Origin of the sequence: Lentibacter algarum (assembly GCF_040580765.1) — a bacterium.
Classification (GTDB): Bacteria; Pseudomonadota; Alphaproteobacteria; order Rhodobacterales; family Rhodobacteraceae; genus Lentibacter; species Lentibacter algarum.
In genome coordinates, this window is the sequence record NZ_CP158687.1 from 662541 (window position 1) to 685530 (window position 22990).

Genomic DNA, 22990 nt, shown 5'->3' on the forward strand with positions numbered 1-22990 from the left:
CAAACGCAAAGGAAATCCGATGATAAACCCGCTTCTGGCCGATTGGTCCACGCCTTTTCAGATTGCTCCCTTTAACGCGATATCTGATGATGACTTCGCGCCAGCCCTTGATGAAGCTCTCGCCGCGCATGACGCTGAAATCGCGGCCATCGCGCAGAATGTATCGCCCGCCAGCTTCGAAAACGTCATTGGCGCATTGGAAAGCGCGGGCGGTGCATTGGACAAAGTGCTTTCGGTGTTCTTCACGGTGGCGGGAGCCGATAGCAACTCTGCGCGCGAAGAGCTGCAGCGCGATTTCTCACCCAAACTTGCTGCGCATTTCTCGCGGATTACGGCGAACAAGGCCCTGTTTCAGCGCTTGCAAGATGTTTGGACAAATCGCGACGGGCTTAATCTCTCGGATGAGCAAACGCGCGTGTTGATGCTGACGCATCGGGGTTTTGTGCGCGCTGGAGCGGCTTTGACTGGGGTGGAAGATACCCGTATGGCCGAGATTAAATCGCGCCTCGCTGAGCTTGGCACAAGCTTCACACAAAACCTTCTTGCCGATGAGCGTAGCTGGTTCATGGAGCTTGGCGAGCCGGACCTCGAAGGGCTGCCGCAGTTTGTGATCGACACGGCGCGTGCAGCGGGTGAGGAAAAGGGTGCGGGCGGGCCGGTGGTGACCCTCTCGCGGTCGCTGATCGTTCCTTTTCTGCAATTCTCTGCACGCCGCGACCTACGCCAAAAAGCCTTTGAGGCCTGGGCGGCGCGCGGCGCCAATGGAGGGGCAACAGACAACCGTGCGATCTGCGCCGAAATACTTGCTCTGCGGGAAGAGCGTGCGGGCCTTCTGGGTTACGCTAGCTTTGCCGATTACAAACTGGAAACCGAAATGGCGAAGACTCCCGCTGCTGTGCGCCAACTGCTGATGGATGTCTGGGAGCCCGCTAAAGCGCAAGCCGAGGCGGACGCTGCGGTGCTTACTAAGATGATGCGCGCGGAAGGTGTCAACGGCGATCTGGCGCCTTGGGATTGGCGCTACTACGCTGCTAAACGCCGTGTGTCGGAGCATGATCTTGATGAAGCTGAGGTGAAGCCATACTTCCAGCTCGAACGCATGATTGAGGCGAGTTTTGACTGCGCCACCCGACTTTTCGGGCTGGAGTTTAAGCGGCTTGACGTGCCGCTTTATCACGCCGACTGCCGCGCTTGGGAGGTCACGCGCGCGGGCAAGCATGTGGCCGTGTTCATTGGCGATTATTTTGCGCGCGGCTCCAAGCGCTCAGGAGCATGGTGCTCGGCAATGCGTGCGCAGGCAAAGTACCCAGAAGTGCAAACGCCAATTGTGATCAACGTGTGCAACTTTGCCAAAGGAACTCCTGCGTTGCTCAGTTATGACGATGCGCGCACCTTGTTTCACGAGTTTGGCCATGCGTTGCACCAGATGCTTTCAAATGTGACCTATGAGAGCATTTCGGGAACCTCGGTGGCGCGCGACTTTGTGGAGCTTCCGAGCCAGCTTTATGAACACTGGCTTGATGTGCCTGAGGTTCTGGCCGAGTTTGCAACGCATTATGAGACAGGCGAGCCGATGCCAAAGGCACTGCTTGACAAGGTGCTGGGGGCCGCGACCTTTGATATGGGTTTTCAGACAGTGGAATACGTCGCCTCGGCGATGGTTGATCTGGCGTTTCATGAAGGCGTAGCCCCCGCCGATCCGATGGCAAAACAGGCTGAGATCCTTGCCGAAATGGATATGCCCGCCGCGATTGTCATGCGCCATGCGACGCCGCAGTTTGCCCATGTATTTTCTGGCGATGGCTATTCTGCGGGGTACTATTCCTACATGTGGTCTGAAGTGATGGACGCCGATGCCTTTGAGGCGTTTGAAGAAAAGGGCGATGCCTTTGATGGGCAGCTGGCGGCTTCGCTGGAACGCAACATTCTCTCGTCAGGCGGCTCAAGGGACGCAGCCGAGCTTTATGAGGCCTTTCGCGGGCGTATGCCGGGTGTTGAGGCCCTTCTTAAGGGGCGCGGTCTTGCTGCCTGATTTCGAATGGCCCTGCGGGCCATCCGACTGATTGGGGGTGTCAGATCATCTGGTCGTAGTCACCGACGGCAGACTCTGTACGGATGACGGCGTCAATATCGGAGAAGATGGCGCGCATTTCTGCTTCTGACGCTGAGCTTTCACAAACGACGACAAGATTGGGCGTGTTGGAACTGGCGCGGACGAGACCCCATGAGCCGTTGTCCAGAATGACACGCGCTCCGTTGACTGTGACCACCTCTTTGATGCTGCGGCCTGCGAAGCTTTCGCCTGCCTCGGCTTTGGCGAGCAGTTTGGCAACAAGGCGCTCAAGCACATCGTATTTTTCCAGGTCGGCGCAATAGGGTGACATGGTCGGCGTGGCCCAAGTTTTAGGCAGGGCCTTACGCAGATCCGACATCTTCATGTCGGGGTTACGATCCATAAGCTTACAGATTTCAACCGCAACACGCAGGCCGCAGTCATAGCCGCGCCCAACGGGTTCCGCGAGGAAGTAATGTCCCGATTTTTCAAAGCCCGCCAAAGCGCCGAGCTCCTTGACGCGGCGCTTCATATGGCTGTGGCCTGTTTTCCAGTAGTCGGCTGTTACGCCATTGGCTTGCAACTCTGGATCTGAGGCAAAAAGGCCGGTCGATTTAACATCGGCGACGAAGGTGCTGTTTGGATAAATTTTGCTCAAATCGCGTGCCATGATCACGCCGACTTTGTCAGCGAAAATCTCTTCGCATTCATCATCGACCACACCGCAGCGGTCGCCATCGCCATCAAAACCGAGCGCGAAGTCGGCGCCGCTCTCTTTGACCGAGGCACTCATGTCATGGAGCATTTCCATGGCTTCGGGGTTTGGGTTGTAATGTGGGAAGGTGTAATCAAGCTCGTTGTGCGAGGGCACGACTTCAACACCGATGCGCTCAAAGACTTCGGGGGCGAAGGCGGCCGCTGTACCATTGCCGGTGGCACAGACTACGCGCAGTTTGCGAGACATTTTGAAATCGCCGACCAGATCGTCGATGTAGGCTTCACGCACGCCTTCGACAAACTCGTAAGTGCCACCTGCGCGGGCCATGCCACGGCCTTCAAGTACGATAGCGCGCAGTTCGTTCATCTCGTCGGGGCCGTGGGTGAGGGGACGTTCAAATCCCATTTTTACGCCTGTCCAACCGTTTGGATTGTGGCTTGCTGTGACCATAGCAACGGCAGGGGCGTTGAGATGAAACTGACTGAAATAGGCCATGGGCGACACGGCAGGGCCGATGTCTTTCACATGGATGCCCGCTTGCATGAGTCCCAGCATCAGAGCGTTTTTTATGGAAAGCGAATAATCGCGATAGTCATTTCCGACAGCTATAACTGGCTCGATTCCGCGCGCATGCATCTGTGTCCCGAGGCCGATGCCGAGTGCGGTTATGCCGGGAAGATTGATTTCCTCAGGATACTTCCATCGGGCGTCGTATTCGCGAAACCCAGTTGGGGTGATCATGGGATCACGCAGAAAGGACCAAGTGTTTGGGGTCGAGGTGTTTTGGGGCAACATAAGGACTCTCGTTGAACTTTGAAAATGGAAGGGCCCTCAAGGGCTCTGATGCAAAAATGTTTAGTTCGAAACTTGTTCTCGTAGGATCGAACTTGTCAGTGACACCATCAGGTATACCCCTGAAAAAATCAGGAATGCCAGAATGGTGTTCTCAAATTTCCTCGGATAGCTTGGAGCATCTGATGCAATGGGCCGGACCGGAACAGTCAGATAGCGTACTTGACGACCTGCCTCCAGAGCGGCTTGCTTTTCGCCTTGAAGAGCGGATTGCAAGAATGCATCGGCTGTCGCAAGGTCAGCACGCGCAAGCTCTATCTCGGTTGATTGTTGTACGAGTGATAGCCCTGAGCTGTCCGCTTCGATCATGCGGGCATTGAGCCCTGTCAGAACATCTTGTAGCCGGCGAACATCGCCGCGCGCCCCGTCTACCTTTGCTTGGTTGGGGCGTGGGTTGTCTAGCAAGGCCTGCAGTGCGAGCTTCTTTTCGAGTAGCTGCTGATCATAGCTGGTAATCTGTGTGCGCAATGCGGCGAGCTGTTCGGTCGGGTCTGCAGAGTACACTTCCTGCAAGCGGATTAAGTTTTCCTGCGCTTCGCGGCGCTCCACTTTTGCGCGCTCGAGGTTGCGCCGTGCGTCTTCCATCGCATCGTTGCGAATATTTTGTGAAAGCTCATCGACACGCTCTTCGGCATAAGAAATAAGAGCCTTTGAAAAATCGGTGGCGACAATTGGATCGGCCGCTATGACTTCCATCCTGACAACGCCTTCGGTGGGATCGTAGCCGATTTTGATGTTCTTTTTGTAGATCTTATGGGCTGCTTCATTGGTTGTATCGGCATCAAGGCGTTGAATAGCATCGATTTCTGGCTGCGCGAAATGGCGCTTGTAGCCCAGTGCTTCATCCAGCCGGATCATAGCATCTTTTGATGTAAGATAAGATTGAACGGCAATGCTTTCCTGACTGTTGGCCAGTTGAGAAGGGATCAAACCACTTAAAGGACCTCCACCTCCGCCGCCATCTGCGGACTGGATCAGAAATTCAGATTTGGTTGAGTACATGGGTGTTGCGATCGCATAATAATACCATCCTGCCAGAATAGTCGGAAGGAAGACAAAAGCTGAAAGTCGAGCCAGCAAGAGTGCGAGCCGCTTACGACGCCGGCTGGCGATGTCACGCTGAATTCCTGTGATCTCCATTGCGCGACGATCAGCAGTATAAACTTCGGTTTGCGGGACCTGCGACGAGGCCGGTTTGATAGTCTGTGGCAGTTGAATTTTACCCATTCCAGGCAAAACCGTGCCCATCTCGGCATCATCTTCACCGTCTTTTGTTGGTACGACGAGCTCAAGCATGTTGGAGCTTTGGAAAGGGTCAATACCCTTCAGGCGTAATTGACGTACGGCATCAAAGTCAGAAATTGGAGCCAGCCCATGTTTCTGAGCCATTCGGCGCGCCATCCGAAGCTGACGCCCTGTGAGACCCTCGCGGCGGATCGCGTCAATGTCAGTTTCGGCTTTGACTTGCTGTGGAGAATCCACGGCGCTTTGGCGAGCTATGTTCTGCGTAGGCGTCTTGAGCGGCTCTTGAGTTGCCCGAGCTTGTGGCTTTGGCATATCCTCTGCCTCTCTTGGAACAGAGCGGTTCGCTGCATGGTTCTCGCTTCCTTCAGCGCCCAACGGTGTGGTGCGTTTGATGCGAAACTTTCTAGCTTTGGGTTTGGTAGTCATAGAGCTGTTTCGCTTCTTCTAGGGTGTCAAACATATGTAACTTGCCATCAATCAAAACAGCCGCCGTGCGGGCGAACTTTTCGAGTACTTGTGCTTGGTGGGATACGATGATCACGGTTGTTGTGCGCAGACGATCACGCAGAATTTCGCCTGCCTTCCGGTTAAACTCTACATCTGTGGAGTTTGGCATGCCTTCATCAATTAGGTAGATATCGAAATCAAGCGCCAGCAGTAGCGCAAAGGAGAAACGCGCGCGCATGCCTTGGCTATAAGTTCCAAGTGGCTGCTCGAAGTATTCTCCAAGGTTGCAGAGCCAGCGGCAGAAGGCCTCAACATAATCGGGGTCCAAGCCATAGAGGCGGGCAATAAAGCGACTGTTTTCGACAGCAGTATGGCGCGGAACAACTCCACCCATAAAACCGAGTGGAAAGCTGATTTTACACTCTCTCAAGATTGAGCCTTCGTCAGGTTTCTCAAGGCCCGACATCATATTGATAAGAGTGGTTTTCCCTGTGCCATTGGGGGCTAGAATACCGAGTGAATTGCCAAGCTCCACACGGAAAGAGACCTGTTCAAGGATCACTTTTCTCTGTGTGCCCGTCCAAAAGGACTTGCTGACGTTGTTAAACTCGAGCATGCCCGCTCCGTTTCTGCTCTGGCCAGTTCTCACTACGCTTATTTTACTAAGAGTATATGTATTGTTTGAAGTTGGCCGTTTTATTGTTTCGTCTGAGTATACAGTTGTTTTGGGCAAAATTAAGACGTGTTTAATCAAAACAGCCAAAACGTGCTAATCCGCCCTCTGGACGCATGCTTTCTATCTAGTTTGGGTGTTCTATGCTTCGGCTGAACTTTTTCGACGGGCGCCTGTTGTTGTGGCGATTGACTTCAGATTAACTCCTAGAATGACACTTCTAGATGATATTTCTGCTTGTAGGCTTTGTGCCTTTAGGTTTGCTGCAACCCACACGGGACATGAGCCACGACCTATAGTCTGGTTGAACTCATCGGCGCGTATATTGATCGCTGGCCAAGCTCCAGGGATGCGAGTGTACGAGAGCGGCGTTCCGTTTGACGACCGTTCTGGTGAACGTCTGCGCAATTGGTTGGGGCTGACTCCGGAACAGTTTTATAACAAGAATGAGGTGGCCATTGTTCCGATGGCATTTTGCTTCCCAGGCTATGATGCTCAAACGAATGACTTGCCCCCTCCAACGATTTGCAGTGAGACATGGCATGATAAAGTGATGGAGATGCTTCCTGCACTGAAGCTACGCATTGTCTTGGGAAAGTCTGCTCAGTCTTACCATCTTGGTTCTCGGCGCTCAGTCACCGAAGCAGTTCGGACATGGCGAGATATGGCACCGGAGGTTTTTCCCTTGCCGCATCCGTCTTGGCGCAATACGGGGTGGCTTAAGAAAAATCCGTGGTTTGAGGCAGAGTTATTGCCCGAGCTGCGTGCTGCTGTAAAAGAGGTTTTGGCATGAGCAACGCAACAGTCCTGGACACAGCCCATGCGGCCATGATGCAACATCCAGAAGATGTACAACTACGGATGAGCTTCTACGCGATCTTGGCTGATATTGAAGTCTTTCTTCTGCTTGATGCTGAACCAAAAGCGGAAATGATCGAGCCCCAGATCATTGAAGTTGATGGCACAAGGTTTGTCTTGGGATTTGACTCAACTGAGCGTCTTTCTGCTTTTTCCGGTGGGCCTGCGCCCTACGCCGCACTATCTGGTCGGATTATGGTGCAGATGCTGGCCGCAGAAGGTGCCGGCCTGGCGCTCAACCTTGAAGTTGCACCCTCTTCTATCATGTTACCGCATGAAGCGATGCTCTGGATGCGCGATACACTGAAGGCTTCTCCGCAAGAGGCAGAGCCTGCACCCAAACGTAAAGGTGGGCTTGCTGCACTCAAAAGCCCCGATATTCCAGAAGTTCTGCTTCATGCGCTCGACGCAAAGCTCAGCCGCGCTGCAGGATTGGCGAATGTGGCCTACCTTGTTGCCAAGGATGAAGGGGGTATGATGCTCGCAATTCTGGGCGCGAAAGAACCTGCGCAAGCCCCCTTAGCAAAGGCAGCCAGTGAAGCTCTCGTTTTTTCGGGTCTGGAAGACACCAGTCTCGATGTAGCGTTTTTCAATGATAGTGAGGCGTTGCGCGCACAGTTTGCTCGAGCAGGGCTTCGCTTTGATGTGCCAAAGCCTGCTGAACCTGCGAGCGTTCAAATTGCTACTCCTGGAAGTGACCCTGCCAAGCCACCGCGCTTACGCTAGACGCCTATTTTAGGGCCTGTGCAAATCATTAGCGTCTCAGTCTTCTCTATTTGGTAGAGTGGAGCGGCTTGTGCACCGTTCTCAAAAGTTGCTCTCAGTTTGTTGTTATCTTTGAAAAAAGCCCAACACTGTGGCGCATCTGGACGGTCTTCATAGACAAAACAAATCAGGTTCTCAGGCGTATCATGCCAATAACCATCTTTGCACTCGCCATCTAAAAACGACCATCGGACTCTGCGGTCATCCAGATACTCTTCAGCTCCATAAGCTTCCAAATCGTATCCATAGTAGAAAGTTTGACCGCGCGTGAAGGCATCAAAATCATTTCCTGTCAGCCGTTCTTGAGCTGAAAGGGCGAGGGGAATTGATAACAAAAAGCATGCCAAGCGTAACATGAAGCCAGCTTAGGCGGAGGTGTACTGTTGAGGCAAGTCTCTAAGCGCCCGTGCCATGACCTTTCGGTAAAGGGGCGGGTAGAGCGCAATGATGGCCATGACAGGCAGGGAGTGAGGCAATGTTGGCATCGTTTGAGGTGTTAGTCGCAATGCTGGATATGGGCGTTGTGGGTGCATGTGATGGTCTGAATGGCGGGGTGCATTGAGTGTCAGGGACGCTGAAAACCAGTGAGGTGAGTTCCACGAGTGAACTTCGCTCACAGGCTCCAGCTTTCCGGCTTCATTCTTTAAACGGCGCAATCCATAGTGCTGGATATAGTCGGCAAGTAGTATCTGTACCTGTGCGTAGAGAGCGAGCCCCATATAGAGAGAGAGACCGAGAAAACCACCTATTGCAAAGCTAAAGCTGCAGGCGACTACGCCAATAAGCGTGTCATGAATGTAAGGGTGAGAGAAAAGCGTTCGCTGGGCCCTCAAAAGGCGTGCACTTTCCTGCACTCGCCCCTTGTGATAACTCTCCGCCCAAGCATTTAGGAAAAAACGATAAAATCCCAAACCTCGCGGGGCACTGTTGGGATCGGCTTCGCTGCCAATATGAACATGATGAACCAATACATGGGCTGAGGCGTGGTGTCCCATCAATAGCGATGCATAGACGGAGCGACCAAGGCGTCGAGCGTAGCGTTCTCTCCGGTGGATGAGTTCATGGGCGTTCGGGTGGGAGACTTGTCCGAAAAACAGCGCAAAACTGGTAAAGAGAGCAAGCTTTTCGAGGACGTTATGCTCAAACCATGAAAGGCTTATTACTCCTAGCGTCAGCAACGCAAAATGTAAGCCACCAAGTAAAACCGATAAATTTGCGCCCGTTGGAAACTCTGTGCCTTCAGGCATTTGAGGCAACACAAATGGTAAAAACTTATCAAGAGCAGCTGTGAAAAGGGTGATGTAAAGGAGGGCTAGCCATATAAGGCTGCCGCCAACAAAAGACGCCAGACCCAATAGAGCAACATGTGCTAACGTCGCACAGGCAAAATAAACCATAACATAGCCTCTTCTTCACATCAGTTTACCTAAAGAAAATGGCGGGACTAAGGCGGAAATGCATACAGATACGGCAGGGTGAACGCGAATGAAGCGCCTTAGGTCGTTTTTAGCCTCGCCTCTTTGGCTGGGCGCAATTACGCTATCGGAAACGCAAGACAGGAGCGCTCTCATGGGGCTGGATGAACGCAAAGGTGTCTGGAAATCAGGCAAAGGCAAAGGACGTCATACGCCAAAGGGGCGCCAGCTAGAAGATCAGGCTTGGGAGGTCGTTAAAGAACTTTTGGGAGACGCACCACGGCGGCGCGATCTGCTGATCGAGCATTTGCACAAAATCCAAGATGCCTGTGGGTATCTTTCTGCTGCGCATATTCGTGCATTGGCTGAAGAAATGCGGATGTCGATGGCAGAAATCTACGAGGTTGCGACCTTTTATGCTCATTTTGACGTGGTCAAGGAAGGCGAGACTCCTCCACCTGATCTGACAATTCGCGTTTGTGATTCACTGTCTTGCGAGCTCGCAGGAGCGCAAGCCTTGAAGTCGGCGCTGGAGGGTGGACTTGATCCGAGTAAGGTCCGTGTTTTGCGGGCCCCGTGTATGGGGCGATGTGATACGGCGCCCGCGCTTGAGATCGGACACAATCACATAGATCATGCGACACTAGAGAAGGTTGTTGAGGCTATCGCCTCTGGCGATACACATGCTCACATCCCTGAATATGAAGCACTTTCAACCTATCGCAAAGCTGGTGGATATGTGGCTTTACAAGGGTTGCGTGAAAATGGCGATTGGAAAGCCGTTCAAGAAACGGTTCTAGCATCGGGCCTTCGCGGTCTTGGTGGAGCTGGTTTCCCTTCAGGGAAAAAGTGGGGTTTCGTACGCATGAACGAAGGCCCGAGATATCTTGCTGTAAACGGCGATGAGGGCGAGCCCGGAACCTTCAAGGATCGCTATTATCTGGAGCGTACACCGCATTTGTTTCTTGAGGGTATGCTGGTTGCCGCATGGGCTGTCGAGGCGGAAACCTGTTATATCTATATGCGCGATGAGTATCCGGCAGTGCTGGAGATTCTGCGGCGCGAAATCAGAGCGCTGGAAGATGCGGGGCTCATAGACCAAGGCTATGTTGAGCTTCGCCGTGGGGCTGGGGCCTATATATGCGGTGAAGAAAGCGCTATGATCGAAAGTATTGAGGGTAAACGTGGAGAGCCACGACATCGCCCACCTTTTGTTGCGCAAGTTGGAATATTCAATCGGCCAACTTTGGTTCACAATGTCGAGACACTCTACTGGGTGGCGAAAATTGTTAGAGATGGCCCTGAAATTCTGAGTTCTGTTGAGAAAAATGGAAGGCAGGGTCTGAGATCATATTCCGTTTCTGGCCGCGTCAATAACCCTGGGGTCCATTTGTTGCCGGCTGGCTCGACAATCCTTGATGTGATTGACGCAGCTGGAGGAATGATTGAAGGCCATAGCCTGAAAGCCTACCAGCCTGGCGGCCCTTCATCGGGCATTCTACCAGCGCATTTGAATGATATACCGCTTGATTTTGACACGCTACAGCCGCACGGCTCCTTTATCGGCTCCGCAGCGGTTGTTGTCCTGTCGGATCAAGATAGCGCCCGCGAAGCAGCTTTGAATATGCTACGCTTCTTTGAGGATGAAAGCTGTGGGCAATGCACGCCTTGTCGCGTCGGTTGCGAGAAAGCCGTGAAATTGATGCAAGCGGAGACTTGGGACACTCCTCTTTTAGAGGAACTGTCGACAGCGATGGTCGATGCTTCAATATGTGGGCTTGGACAGGCTGCACCAAACCCTATAAGGATGACAATAAAGCATTTCCCTGAGGAGATATGATGTTTGGCTGGCCCAACGATTCAACTCTTTTGTTTATCGCGGCAGCGTTTTTGGCACTTTGTTATTTGGCAATATGCGGGCGGCCCGGACGAGCATGGCTAAAAACGATCACGAAGACAACATCTGTCGCCCTTCTGGCGCTGATTGCTTTCCAGTTGTCGAGTATGATGCTGCTCGTCGTGGCTTTACTTGTGTGCGCTATTGGCGATTTTTTTCTGTCCCGGAAAGGCACCGAGGAGTTTGTGTCAGCAGTCGGCGCCTTTAGCTTTGGCCATCTCTCTTACGCAGCTCTTTTCTTGCTGCATCCGAGCGCTGATTTGCAACGTGTTTCTGATGGCTGGACCTTAGTACTCGCCCTTTTTCTAGTAGGGGCGATCATGCTTTACGTCTTGTTTTTGAAGGCGGGGCCACTGCGCTGGGCGGCCCTGTTCTACGTGCCTGTTGTCGTGGCGATGGGGATTCTTGCAACGGTCCTGCCACCAGTCGGTGCGATCGCACTCGTCTTGCCAGCGGCGCTTTTGTTTGTTTTTTCAGATTTCATCTTGGCGCAGGAAATGTTTGTCCTTCCTGAGGATCACAAGCTTCGGAAGGTAACTCCTTACGTGATCTGGAGCAGCTATTGGATTGCTCAGGCGCTGTTCTTAATTTCATTTACTGTGGTGCTCTAGCGCGTATTTCTGAACACTGCACAAAGGCACCCTGAGGCTTTAAGCTGGTTGCAAAACTCCCAAGCGCTCTTGTTTGTATCGCGTCCAATACGTGCAAAGTAATACCCCTTTAGGCGGCTTGCTCTGCTCTTTTCAAATAGATAGTCGGGTTGTTCGTTTTTCAAGAGGAGGCGGCATTGCTTTGTTCTTGCCGTGTACTTGCTTTTCGCTGATTGTTTGCTGGTTCCAAAGGCGATTTGCACGCCCCAAGGCTTTAGGGCTGGTCCTCTCCGAGGGGGGGGGGATAGACGACGCTTCTGTGCCAGAGTTTGACAGGCTACACTAAATTTTTTGTGTTGGTCGAGATCTAAGTTAAGCATTTGGGGTGGCTCACTTACCCAGGTCTGGTGGTCGGCACCCGTTATGATCCGGACATAGTCAACGGTTTCTTGCGCAAGATCTCCTGTGCCGTTGATTAAGCCTTCGGCGCGTCTTTCCCCACCATTGTAACCCACGGCAGCAAGCCCGATGTTACCATAGCGATTTGTCATTTCTGCCAAATAGTGCGCCGAATGCTCAAGTGCGTCGGCGGGATTGAAAGGGTCAGTCAGACCTCGCAAATCGGCGGTAGAACGGATGAATTGCGCAATGCCCAGCGCGTTAGCATGGCTTTTTGCAAACGGGTCAAAGCGACTCTCCTGCCAGATCAGGCGCGCGAAGAAGTCAGTGTCTAGTTTGTGGCGCGTGCTTACAGTTTCGATCAGCTGGCAGGTATCATGGACAAAGTGCGCCCATCGAATGCACTCTTGGGCGCCCCATTTTGTTGTCGTGCACGCGCGATCTGGTGGTTCTGCCTGAAGAAGCGAGGCCAGTGAACTAAAGAGAAAGGCAAACACATACCGCATGGTGGCAGATGGCCTGAGCTAGACATTCATGTCAACTCATGGCTTTTCACTCGGGCGCAGGCGTATTAACTGGGAGTAGAACCGAGCGGGAATGGCCATGTCTTTTTTCAACAAACTCAAAAATAAGCTCTTTAAAACATCTTCCAAGCTCGAAGAGGGTCTTGCTGCGATTGTTGAAGACGGTGGCGTAGAGGAAGAAGAGACGCCAGTGGAGGCCTCTGCTGTTGACTTGATGCCTGAAACCGCCATTTTTCCAGAGCCAGAGCCAGAGCCAGAGCCAGAGCCAGAGCCAGAGCCAGAGCCAGAGCCAGAGCCAGAGCCAGAGCCAGAGCCAGAGCCAGAGCCAGAGCCAGAGCCAGAGCCAGAGCCAGAGCCAGAGCCAGAGCCAGAGCCAGAGCCAGAGCCAGAGCCAGAGCCAGAGCCAGAGCCAGAGCCAGAGCCAGAGCCAGAGCCAGAGCCAGAGCCAGAGCCAGAGCCAGAGCCAGAGCCAGAGCCAGAGCCAGAGCCAGAGCCAGAGCCAGAGCCAGAGCCAGAGCCAGAGCCAGAGCCAATCACTTCCGTTGATAAAGCCGCATCCAATGTGCAAAAGCCGGGGTTGATTGGTCGTCTTTTGGGGCGAAAAGAGACGTCAAAAACAGTCATACGGCGGGTGCTTGATGACGAGATGCTTGAGCAGCTTGAAGAGTTGCTCATTGCATCAGATATGGGAGTTGATACAGCTCTGCGTGTGACCGCCAACATGGCTGAGGGCCGGTTGGGGACAAAGCTATCGACACATGAAATAAAGCAAGTGCTTGCCGAAGAGATTTCACGGATCATGTCTGAAGTGGCCAAGCCGATGCCGCTCTATGAAAAGAAGCCCCAGGTCGTTCTCGTGGTTGGTGTTAACGGATCTGGAAAGACGACGACAATTGGAAAGCTGGCGAGCCAATTCAAGGCGGCGGGAAAGAACGTAGTTATCGCAGCTGGAGATACTTTTCGCGCAGCGGCTGTTGAACAGCTTCAAGTTTGGGGAGATCGTGCGGGTGTGCCTGTTTTGACAGCGCCTGAAGGGTCAGACCCTGCTTCGCTTGCTTTTGACGCGATGACAAAGGCTGAAGCAGACGGGGCCGATCTTCTTATGATCGATACCGCAGGACGTTTGCAGAACCGTTCCGATCTGATGGAAGAGTTGGCCAAAATCGTTCGTGTCATCCGCAAGAAAGACCCTAGTGCGCCACACAACACGCTGTTGGTGCTCGATGCTACCACGGGCCAGAATGCTCTCTCACAAGTCAAAACGTTCCAAGAACTTGCGGATGTCACAGGGCTTGTGATGACAAAACTTGATGGAACGGCCAAAGGCGGGGTTTTGGTTGCACTCGCGGACAAGTTTGGCCTTCCAATTCATGCGATTGGTGTAGGCGAACAGCTTGATGATTTGGCACCATTTGACCCAGAAGACTTTGCAGCGGCCCTGACGGGGCTGACTGCCGAGTAGAAACTTGAGCAATTGGCTAATTTCAATTGAAGGCACAGATGCGGGGCATAGCCTTGCGCTGGTGCTTGCATTGCTGGCAGCTTTTCTACACGCAGTTTTTGGCGCACTGCAAAAGGGCCGTCATGATCCATGGCTCACCCGTGGCGCGATTGACTTCTGCTACGCGGCTATTGCGGCTCCGTTCGCTTTTTTTGTCGTGCCGTGGCCCGAGCCGCATATGTGGTCCATTTTTGCGGCCGCTTTTGTAATTCATCTGGCGTACAAGCTTATGCAGAGCTGGGCCTACACCAAAGGCGCATATACAGTCGTCTATCCTGTGGTGCGGGGCACAGGGCCACTTTTCACGGTCATTGGCGCTTATTTCCTTTTTGGTGAGCGCTTCAATTTGACACAATGGGCGGGGGTGGCGACTCTTCTAGCCGGGATATACGGCCTCGCGGCTTACAACTTGCGTCACGTTACTGCCGAACGTGACACGCTCAATTTGGCCCTTCTGCTCGCCGTGATCACAGGGCTTTTTGTTGCACTCTATACCACATGGGATGCCTACGGCATTCGAGCTACTGCCAACCCCTTTACCTTTTTGGCATGGTTTTTCTTCATCGATGGGCTCTTCTTTCCCTGGTTAGCCTACTTTCGTTACCGGTCTATGCGGCATCCGCCTGAGCTGGGTCCACTCATGCAGCGTGGACTTATTGGGGCTTTCGTCGCTATTGCGAGTTTCGGCTCAGTCATGATGGCCACTCGTTTGGATAACGTAGGAGAAGCCGCAATCTTACGGGAAACATCAACAGTATTTGCTGCACTTATCGGTTGGCTGGCTTTGAAAGAAACCGTCGGACCTCGCCGGATTGCGCTTATGGCATTGATTGCTTTGGGTGCTGTGATAGTTGAAATGGGAGGATAGGAGTTCTTATGGCAGAGAAAAGAGAAATCAACCCGCTGATGAAAACAGGGCTTGAGCTAGGGCCTGTGATTGCTTTTTTCATCGCCTACCTCATGTTCAAGGACGATACTTTTATGGTCGCAGGACGCGAGTATTCTGGGTTTATCTTTGTGACAGCAGGTTTTGTGCCACTCATAATACTCACGACAGGTATCGGGTGGAAGCTCACCGGTCATATTTCCAAGATGCAAATTATGACGCTGGTGCTCGTTATTGTATTTGGTGGGCTCACCGTTTGGCTAAATGACCCCAAGTTTCTCAAGATTAAACCTACGATATTCTTTAGTCTTATGGGGGCTATTCTTGGTGTCGGGCTATGGCGAGGCCAGTCTTACCTACGATACGTTATGGAGGGTATGATGCCTCTTCAAGACAAAGGGTGGATGATCTTAACGCGCCGCTTGATGTGGTTTCTCTTCGCTACAGCTCTTGCTAATGAGCTAATCTGGCGGTTCATGTCCGAAACAACATGGGTTTATTTTAAAACATTTGGTGACACCGCTGCGATGTTCGTTTTCTTCATGAGCCAGACCAAGCTGTTTGCTGAATATGCCATTGAAGAGGATAGTCAAACTTGACCGTTGCAACGCAAAGACATAAATAATGCGAACAGTGGCGATTTGTTACCAGATTGCGGGCCACTTAAAATATTCTGCTAAAAGGTCGAGAAGAGGGGGCTCCTTCGGCTTGGCCGATGGGGCTTTTTTTATGGGGCATGATCCGATGACGAACAATCACAAAAGCCGAACAGCACTTGTCCATGGTGGAACGCGACGCTCGCAATATGGCGAGGTGAGCGAAGCGCTTTTTCTTACGCAGGGCTTTGTCTATGAAACAGCTGAGGCGGCCGAGGCGCGCTTTGTCAAAGCGGGTGACGACGAGTTCATCTATGCGCGATATGGAAACCCAACAGTACGTATGTTCGAAGATCGCATCTCGGGTTATCTCGGTTATGAAGATGGTTTTGCTTGCGCTTCAGGCATGGCTGCCGTCAACGGAGCTTTGATGGCGCTCTTGAAGGCTGGCGATCATGTCGTCGCTTCACGCGCGCTTTTTGGATCTTGTCTGTATGTGCTTGAGGATATTCTTGCGCGCTTCGGAGTCGAGATTACTTTGGTTGATGGCACGGATAATGCTGCGTGGGACATGGCCATACGTGATGAAACACGCCTTGTATTCTTGGAAAGCATTTCAAATCCGACCCTTGAAGTGATTGACCTACGCCATGTTTGTCAAACTGCTCACGCGAAGGGCGCTCTCGTGCTCGTAGATGATGCTATGGCAACACCAGTTTTTTCTTACGCTCAGGAGTGTGGGGCCGATATTGCCATTATTTCAACGACCAAACATGTTGATGGGCAAGGTCGCATGCTGGGGGGGATCATCTGTGGGAGCAAAGCGCTCATTCGCGGACCAATTGAAACCTATGTGAAGCATACTGGCGGTGCGATGAATCCGTTTACGGCTTGGTCACATCTCAAGTCACTAGAAACGTTGGAGTTGCGCGTGAGAGCACAAGCTTCGGCTGCATTCAAAGTAGCTGAGGCGCTGAGCGGGCATCCTAAGTTGGCCTCGGTGAGGTATCCGACACATTCCTCTCATCCACAATCGTCACTTGCGCTTTCACAGGCTGAATCTGGGGGCACTGTTTTAACGTTTGACGTTGTTGGTGGTAGGACACCATGTTTTGCTATGATGAATGCGCTCAAGGTGGCGACGATCTCTAATAACTTTGCTGACTCAAAGTCTATCGCGACCCATCCAGCGACAACAACGCATCAGCGGCTTCCACAAAGCCAGAAGGACTTGCTTGGTATATCAGATGGGTTGGTGCGCTTCTCTGTTGGGCTCGAGGAAGTGGATGATATTATTGCGGATCTTCTGGGTGCTCTGGACGTCTGCTAATGTCGAGCGGTTCTGGCGAAGGGAATGAACTCTATTGTTTCGCAAATATTTGGCGAGACTTTCCAACTTAGGTCTATGACGCTTGCGAACTGTTTTTGGTCTGACTTGGCAATGCCCTCGTATTGACCTTAAGTTAGGTTGTAACCAAACCCTAAGGGGGATTAGGCCATGAACAAGCAGGTAGGACATATGATAGCCGCACCAGATCGTGCCGAAGCGAAAGCTGCTCTTGCACGCTTGCGGGCTTGGGCTCAATGCGCAACGCCAGAGGAAGTTGCGGATCTCGATCCGGTAATTTCTAGATTGCTACCCTCAGGTGAGGTGCAGAATTATCCAGCACTTGCAAGAGCCTACCCCGACGAGTTTGAGGTGAGCGAAGCTTATAAAGCGACGCTTCCTGATCTTCAAAATGGTCCCTCCAGCTTGATTAAAGGCGCACCAAGAGTCATCCAACACGTCGGAATTTCTAATTTCCGTTTGCCTCTTAAATTTCACACCCGAGACAATGGCGATCTGACATTGGAAACTTCGGTGACTGGAACGGTGAGTCTAGAGGCCGGAAAAAAGGGAATCAACATGTCGCGCATTATGCGCAGTTTCTACAAACACTCTGCCTCAACCTTCTCATTTGATATCATTGAAGCGGCTCTTGATGATTATAAAACCGATTTAGAAAGCTTTGATGCCCGCATTCAGATGCGCTTTTCCTTCCCAATGAAAGTGGCGAGTTTGCGCTCTGGGCTTGAAGGCTATCAGTATTATGATTTTGCGCTTGAACTTATCGAAGTTGAAGGTGTGCGACGCAAAATTATGCACCTAGACTATGTTTACTCCTCTACGTGCCCATGCTCCTTGGAGCTATCGGAGCATGCGCGCCAAACGCGTGGACAGCTTGCAACACCGCACTCCCAACGCTCTGTGGCACGTATCTCAGCAGAAGCAGCGCAGGGCGATTGCCTTTGGTTTGAAGATCTTATCGAGATGTGCCGCGCAGCTGTACCAACTGAGACACAAGTCATGGTAAAGCGGGAAGATGAGCAAGCGTTTGCAGAGCTTAATGCCGCGAATCCGATTTTTGTGGAAGACGCAGCACGTCTTTTTGCTCAAAGACTAGAGCAAGATGAACGTGTTGGTGATTTCCGCGTTATTGCGAGCCACCAAGAAAGCCTTCACAGCCATGATGCGGTCAGTGTTTTGACTGAGGGGGAGCTGTTTGAGAGCGAAAGCCTTGATCCAAAGCTATTTTCTACTTTATTCCATGTTGGATGAGCTATGCGTCTAGCGTGCTTTGGCTATGCAAGATCAACAGTGGTAAGGTGAGTGATGCTGACCTATTTTGATCGGTGAGGGAGGAAACCACACAACCATAATGAGGTTTCCAAATGGCACTAACATCTACCAATGTGATTTCTGGGCTTGGCCTGTTCCAAAAGTTTTCCAGTGTTAGCGACGGGTTTGTCCGTTGGATGGAGAAACTAGATGCTCAACGCGTTGAGCCCTATCGCTTGCGCATTGCAGCTCTTCACGCTTTGAGCGATGAAGAGCTCGAAGAGCTGAAGTTGCGCCGAGAAAATATTGAGCTGCACGTGTTGAATAGTTTGTTTTACTGTTAAGCGGTCTTGCTCGGCTAGAATGTGGCGACGGCTCTTGTAACGAGAGCCGTCGTCTTTTTATGGAGGTATATTATTCGGCTGTGTCAGTGCTTGCATGTGCTTGACAGGCGCATGACTTACCGCCAAGCCTTCGCGTCATGTTTGATCTGCGCCCAGTGGGATATGTGATTGGAATGCTTGTCGCCGCATTGGGGCTGACAATGCTTGCTCCAATGTTCGTCGACCTCATCGAGGGGCGGGGCCATTGGCCTGCGTTTGCTGAAAGTGCTGTGATTACTATTTTGGTGGGAGGGTTGGTCTCTATATCCTGTCAAAATGGGGTCAAAGATCGTCTGAGCATTCAGCAAACGTTTTTGCTTACAACGGGAGTTTGGGTCGCGCTGCCAGTTTTTGGCGCACTACCCTTTATCATTGGCGGGTCAGAGCTCTCGTTTATCAATGCTATGTTTGAAGCAATGTCGGGCCTAACAACGACTGGCGCGACTGTGATGACTGGCCTTGACGATATGCCTCGCGGCATTTTGTTATGGCGTGGTATTTTGCAGTGGTTGGGAGGCATCGGAATAATTGTTGTGGCGATGGTATTTCTCCCAGAACTACGTGTTGGAGGGATGCAGATTTTTCGCGCAGAGTCTTTTGATACCTTTGGTAAAATTCTACCGCGGGCGACGCAGATAGCCTCTCAAATATCGGCAATTTATGTTTCGGTTACCGTAGCCTGTATTGTGACGTATCTGTTGCTAGGTATGAGTCCCTTCGATGCGATTGTGCATGCGTTTACAACAGTTTCGACTGGGGGCATGGCAAACTATGATGCCAGTTTCGGGGTCTTTTCTGGACCGATTGAATATGCTGCTTCAGTCTTCATGATCCTTTCGGCGTTGCCATTTGTTCGCTACGTTCAGATGCTGAATGGGAACTACAACGCGCCACTGATGGATGTGCAGGTGCGTGGCTTTCTTTATACTGTTGTGGTGCTTGTCATTATGACGAGTTTTTTGCTTACTAAAATATTCCCCCACCATTGGGAGCAAGCCTTTCGAGAGGCGCTTTTCAATATTACGTCAATTATATCGGGCACTGGTTATGCCAGTGTAGATTATATGACTTGGGGTCCGTTTCTCATTACCGTCTTCTTTTTCATAGGCTTGATTGGGGGCTGCGCTGGGTCTACGGCATGCTCGATAAAGATATTTAGATACCAAATCCTATTTGCTTCAGTCGCCTCTCAGATCAAGAAAATCAGGGCCCCACACGGTGTGTTTACGCCCAAATATAGCGGGCGCACCATCGGCGAAGATGTACTCAACTCTGTTATGAGCTTCTTTGTGTTTTTCATTCTCACTTTGGGATTAGTAGCTGTTGCCCTGTCTTTCACTGGACTTGATTTTGTCACTTCGGTTTCTGGAGCCGCTGCAAGTGTTGCAAATATTGGCCCTGGCCTTGGCGACATCATCGGACCAGCGGGGAACTATTCGAGTCTAAACGATGCTGCAAAAGTCATTTTGACATTTGCTATGTTGATTGGTCGCTTGGAACTCTTGGTTGTTTACGCTCTTCTTATTCCAGCGTTTTGGCGAGGCTGAAACTGTACCGTTGATCTATGTGCCTTTGTCGATTTCTGCCTTTTGCGGCTACTCCCAACAACTTATCAAAACGGTTAGTGCTTGAGCCTCTTCCGTCAGATCTTCAGGGGCAATTTTTTCCGTCCGTATGCTGTTGCTGATTTTTAAGCCTGCCGACTGAACCACACGTTGTATCGTTGTAAAATCCACTGCAAAGCTTACAAGCTCTGGTAGCTTACGACCGTCCACTGCGGATGGCAGCAGCATGCCAAGGATTGCGCCGGTTTCGTCGAACACTGGCCCGCCAGCGTCTCCTGAGAGAGCGTTGAGCTCTAGGCGTCTAATTCCGGGCTCTCCGTTAAGGCCTTTCACATCGCTAAAAAGGCCAAATGTAAGTGTTGGTGCGCCCAGCATACCTTCATAGCTAAATCCAGAAACTGCGACTTCTGTTTGAAGATTGGGATCGCTTGCGGCCAGACGTGCAACTTCTGTCGGACTTAGTGCCTCGGTAGATTTAAGGATGGCTATACCTGTCGCAATATCGTTGGCGACCACTTTGCCTTCAAATGCGTTCTCAATTGTTATGCGTGAGCAGGCTGTGACCGCTTCGCTTGTCGTTAAAATATGACCTTCTTGATCCAGAAAAAAACCTGAGCGTGACAACTTTGGCTTGCGAATCTCTAGGCCAGCAACAAGGTCGATACTCTGGTCGTCTGTTCCCTCTGACGCATCCATCGCACCATCAAGTCGTGTGAAACTATCCAGCATTTCGCCTAACAGACGGCTGCGACGCTCTTCATCTCCCGCAGGCCAAATGAGGGTAAAGCCTTTGATCTCTTCGTTTTCGAGCCAAACCTGAGTATGTGAGATGAACGTAGCGCCTTCACCAACGATGGTGAAAGAGTTGTCCTTGCGCTCGCGCGGACCATTTTCCGGAACAATTTCAAGTGTCTGTAATATGTCGTAGAGGCCGTAGAGAGTATCTTTGTCGCCTTGCTGGCTAATTAGAAGCACTCGTCCATTGATATCGCCAATGCTGTCATAATGCGCAAAAGGGGCGCTGTATTTTGAAAGTTTCACTACCTTCGTTGGTATCTTAATAGCGATACCAGCGGTACTGTCTTCTACGACACTCACACCGAGTTCGCTTAAGATTGCATTATATTGAGCGAACAGTTGATTGCGTTGAGCCGTGGTCAAGACACCGGTGGTTTGGTGGTTGTTCGCACTTTGCCATGCGGCCATTGAGCTGCGAGTGCCACGCCCAAATGCCCCGTCTATTGAACCATCATAATGGCCCGACCATTGCAGTGCGAGTTGAAGCTTCTCCCTTTCTAAACGGCCCAGCTTTGCCTCAGTGACGCGGGCCTCGGCGAGTGACTCATCGGGTGTGATTTCGTCGATTTCAGGTTCAGCTGCCACATCTGCTAGCTCGTTGTCCTGTGCTGCATCGCTGGTTTCTGTTGCGATCACTTGAGAAACAGCTTCGTCTGGAGTTGTTTCTAAGAAGTTTGCTCCGACAGGCCAAAACTGCTGCCGAAAGCTTGCTGTATAAGCGATGTAGCTATCGCGCGGGATTTGCCCTTCGCTGCGATATACCCGAAGAACCTCTCTGGCATCATTCGGTGTGTACGGGCCAAGTGCGATTGCGTACCAGCCGCCACCTAGGGCAAACCCGTTTACATCGGGTAGTGTGCTGCTGAAGTCGCGTACGCGCTCTTGCGCCTTGCTTAAGCTTGGCTGCGCTTCTATCTGAACCCAAACGGCCTCCTGGTCTTGTGCAATCACTGCATTGATCCAAAAATTTACCGCTACAAAAACTGAAACTAACAGCCTTACCATGTGATGAGATTTCCTCGCCTGTTTTGAACTCGCAAATGCGACTTGCGATGTTTTATCAAATTCTTAGCGCAGTGCACCCAAATAACGCGTTAACGGCTGTTTTTCTCTGTTTTTGGTGCTTGTGAGCAGATGAGTTCGTGGCGGCTAATTGACCTGAGCATGCGGGCGGCATAGGTAGAGCCAAATAATTTGCAAAACGCTGAGAAAAGGCGAACCCATGGCTAAAACTTCTGACAAACCGCGGAGTTTCCAAGAAATCATCTTGCGACTTCAGGCGTATTGGGCTGAACGAGGATGTGCGATTTTGCAGCCCTATGACATGGAGGTTGGTGCAGGTACTTTTCATCCCGCAACGACGTTAAGGTCTCTCGGTTCAAAGCCATGGGCCGCCGCTTATGTGCAGCCTTCTCGCCGCCCTACGGATGGTCGCTATGGGGAGAACCCTAATCGGCTTCAGCATTACTATCAGTTCCAAGTGCTCATTAAGCCAAGCCCACCAAACCTCCAGGCGCTTTATCTTGGCTCGCTTGAAGCAATCGGGATAGATGTTGAAATGCATGATATCCGGTTTGTAGAGGATGACTGGGAAAGCCCCACGCTCGGCGCATGGGGGCTTGGTTGGGAAGTCTGGTGCGACGGGATGGAGGTTTCTCAGTTCACCTATTTCCAACAGGTTGGTGGTCATGACTGTCATCCAGTCTCAGGCGAATTGACGTATGGTTTGGAGCGGCTGGCCATGTACGTCTTGGGTGTAGAGCATGTCATGGATATGCCATATAATTCACCTGATGCTCCCATAGCGCTGAGCTATGGTGACGTTTTTCTGCAGACAGAACAAGAGTATAGCCGTTGGAACTTTGATGTTGCTGACACGGATCTTTTGTTGCGTCACTTTGAAGAGGCGGAGATCGAGTGCCAACGCATTTTGGATCAAGAGGTGGATGATCCTAAGACAGGGAAGCGTATTGTGATGGCGCATCCAGCTTATGATCAATGCATTAAGGCTTCCCATGTGTTCAACCTATTAGATGCTCGCGGCGTTATCTCCGTAACCGAACGCCAAGCCTATATTGGCCGTGTTCGGGCCCTTGCAAAGCTTTGTGCTGATGCTTTCGTGCAGACCGAAGCTGGAGGGTTTGTTGCGTGATGCGGCTGGATTTCCACCCAAGCTTTCAAGTCGAAGGTACCTTTCGGGCGTTTATGCAGAGAATGGCGTTGACG

The 22990-nt window shown here is 51.7% G+C and carries 20 protein-coding genes and 1 riboswitch; of the genes, 13 read left to right on the top strand and 7 right to left on the bottom strand.

Translation table 11 applies throughout. From position 1 onward, the window contains the following. Positions 1-19: 19 nt before the first annotated feature. Positions 20-2032 (top strand): M3 family metallopeptidase, encoded by a 2013-nt coding sequence (locus tag DSM117340_RS03290; protein ID WP_089887838.1) that lies wholly within the window; start codon positions 20-22, stop codon positions 2030-2032. A gap of 40 nt (positions 2033-2072) precedes the next feature. Here the strand turns inward: DSM117340_RS03290 and DSM117340_RS03295 are convergent, their stop codons facing one another. Genes DSM117340_RS03295 through DSM117340_RS03305 form a run of 3 tightly spaced genes read right to left on the bottom strand, consistent with a single transcriptional unit; the run spans position 2073 to position 5931 of the window. Then, the gene (locus DSM117340_RS03295; protein ID WP_089887840.1) at positions 2073-3566 is read right to left on the bottom strand and encodes a phosphomannomutase/phosphoglucomutase; all 1494 of its coding nucleotides are present in this window, start codon (positions 3564-3566) and stop codon (positions 2073-2075) included. Between the two features lie 60 nt (positions 3567-3626). Continuing rightward, complete coding sequence (locus DSM117340_RS03300) at positions 3627-5294, bottom strand: capsule biosynthesis protein (protein ID WP_089887842.1); 1668 nt, start codon at positions 5292-5294, stop codon at positions 3627-3629. Then, positions 5272-5931: an ATP-binding cassette domain-containing protein gene (locus DSM117340_RS03305; protein ID WP_089887844.1), complete on the bottom strand. Its 660-nt coding sequence runs from the start codon at positions 5929-5931 to the stop codon at positions 5272-5274. Before DSM117340_RS03305 ends, DSM117340_RS03300 begins: the two co-directional genes overlap by 23 nt. A 268-nt stretch (positions 5932-6199) precedes the next feature. Here DSM117340_RS03305 and DSM117340_RS03310 point away from each other — a divergent pair, with 268 nt between their 5' ends. After that, positions 6200-6781, top strand: a complete 582-nt coding sequence (locus DSM117340_RS03310) for a uracil-DNA glycosylase family protein (protein WP_089887846.1) — start codon at positions 6200-6202, stop codon at positions 6779-6781. Beyond that, positions 6778-7572, top strand: a complete 795-nt coding sequence (locus DSM117340_RS03315; protein ID WP_354689851.1) for an SseB family protein — start codon at positions 6778-6780, stop codon at positions 7570-7572. Before DSM117340_RS03310 ends, DSM117340_RS03315 begins: the two co-directional genes overlap by 4 nt. Here the strand turns inward: DSM117340_RS03315 and DSM117340_RS03320 are convergent. Both DSM117340_RS03320 and DSM117340_RS03325 read right to left on the bottom strand, forming a co-directional pair. Beyond that, entirely contained in the window at positions 7569-7967 is a 399-nt protein-coding gene (locus tag DSM117340_RS03320) for a hypothetical protein (protein ID WP_354689852.1), read from the bottom strand. The two genes, DSM117340_RS03315 and DSM117340_RS03320, sit on opposite strands and share 4 nt — an antisense overlap. A 9-nt stretch (positions 7968-7976) precedes the next feature. Beyond that, a complete protein-coding gene (locus DSM117340_RS03325) occupies positions 7977-9008 on the bottom strand; it encodes an alkane 1-monooxygenase (protein WP_089887852.1) in 1032 nt (343 codons plus the stop codon). A gap of 172 nt (positions 9009-9180) precedes the next feature. Here DSM117340_RS03325 and DSM117340_RS03330 point away from each other — a divergent pair, with 172 nt between their 5' ends. Together DSM117340_RS03330 and DSM117340_RS03335 are read left to right on the top strand one after the other, a co-directional pair. Continuing rightward, positions 9181-10866: an NAD(P)H-dependent oxidoreductase subunit E gene (locus DSM117340_RS03330; RefSeq protein ID WP_089887854.1), complete on the top strand. Its 1686-nt coding sequence runs from the start codon at positions 9181-9183 to the stop codon at positions 10864-10866. Then, a complete protein-coding gene (locus DSM117340_RS03335) occupies positions 10863-11534 on the top strand; it encodes a lysoplasmalogenase (RefSeq protein WP_354689853.1) in 672 nt (223 codons plus the stop codon). Before DSM117340_RS03330 ends, DSM117340_RS03335 begins: the two co-directional genes overlap by 4 nt. Here the strand turns inward: DSM117340_RS03335 and DSM117340_RS03340 are convergent. After that, complete coding sequence (locus tag DSM117340_RS03340) at positions 11531-12418, bottom strand: lytic transglycosylase domain-containing protein (protein ID WP_089887857.1); 888 nt, start codon at positions 12416-12418, stop codon at positions 11531-11533. The two genes, DSM117340_RS03335 and DSM117340_RS03340, sit on opposite strands and share 4 nt — an antisense overlap. Positions 12419-12515: 97 nt before the next feature. Between DSM117340_RS03340 and ftsY the strand changes: the two genes are divergently transcribed. The 7 genes from ftsY to DSM117340_RS03375 all read left to right on the top strand — a co-directional run bounded on the left by ftsY (position 12516) and on the right by DSM117340_RS03375 (position 19948). Beyond that, complete coding sequence (ftsY, locus tag DSM117340_RS03345; protein ID WP_354689854.1) at positions 12516-13898, top strand: signal recognition particle-docking protein FtsY; 1383 nt, start codon at positions 12516-12518, stop codon at positions 13896-13898. Positions 13899-13902: 4 nt separating this feature from the next. After that, positions 13903-14805 (top strand): DMT family transporter, encoded by a 903-nt coding sequence (locus DSM117340_RS03350; RefSeq protein WP_089887858.1) that lies wholly within the window; start codon positions 13903-13905, stop codon positions 14803-14805. Positions 14806-14813: 8 nt separating this feature from the next. Then, positions 14814-15422 carry an inner membrane-spanning protein YciB gene (locus DSM117340_RS03355; RefSeq protein ID WP_089887860.1) on the top strand — a complete coding sequence of 203 codons (609 nt, stop codon included), beginning with the start codon at positions 14814-14816 and terminating at the stop codon, positions 15420-15422. Between the two features lie 24 nt (positions 15423-15446). Next, a riboswitch (SAM riboswitch) is annotated at positions 15447-15523 on the top strand. Positions 15524-15567: 44 nt separating this feature from the next. Next, positions 15568-16749: an aminotransferase class V-fold PLP-dependent enzyme gene (locus tag DSM117340_RS03360; RefSeq protein ID WP_089888951.1), complete on the top strand. Its 1182-nt coding sequence runs from the start codon at positions 15568-15570 to the stop codon at positions 16747-16749. 168 nt (positions 16750-16917) lie between these two features. Further along, positions 16918-18018, top strand: coding sequence for a GTP cyclohydrolase FolE2 (gene folE2 / locus DSM117340_RS03365; protein WP_089887861.1), 1101 nt, complete (start codon positions 16918-16920; stop codon positions 18016-18018). A gap of 113 nt (positions 18019-18131) precedes the next feature. Continuing rightward, positions 18132-18362 (top strand): hypothetical protein, encoded by a 231-nt coding sequence (locus tag DSM117340_RS03370; RefSeq protein WP_089887863.1) that lies wholly within the window; start codon positions 18132-18134, stop codon positions 18360-18362. A 137-nt stretch (positions 18363-18499) separates the two neighbouring features. Beyond that, on the top strand, positions 18500-19948 hold the full coding sequence (locus DSM117340_RS03375; RefSeq protein ID WP_089887865.1) for a TrkH family potassium uptake protein: 1449 nt from the start codon (positions 18500-18502) through the stop codon (positions 19946-19948). Positions 19949-19996: 48 nt separating this feature from the next. Here the strand turns inward: DSM117340_RS03375 and DSM117340_RS03380 are convergent, their stop codons facing one another. After that, entirely contained in the window at positions 19997-21769 is a 1773-nt protein-coding gene (locus tag DSM117340_RS03380; protein ID WP_089887867.1) for a serine protease, read from the bottom strand. Between the two features lie 217 nt (positions 21770-21986). Here DSM117340_RS03380 and DSM117340_RS03385 point away from each other — a divergent pair, with 217 nt between their 5' ends. Continuing rightward, complete coding sequence (locus tag DSM117340_RS03385) at positions 21987-22916, top strand: glycine--tRNA ligase subunit alpha (protein WP_089887869.1); 930 nt, start codon at positions 21987-21989, stop codon at positions 22914-22916. Positions 22917-22990: the final 74 nt, after the last annotated feature.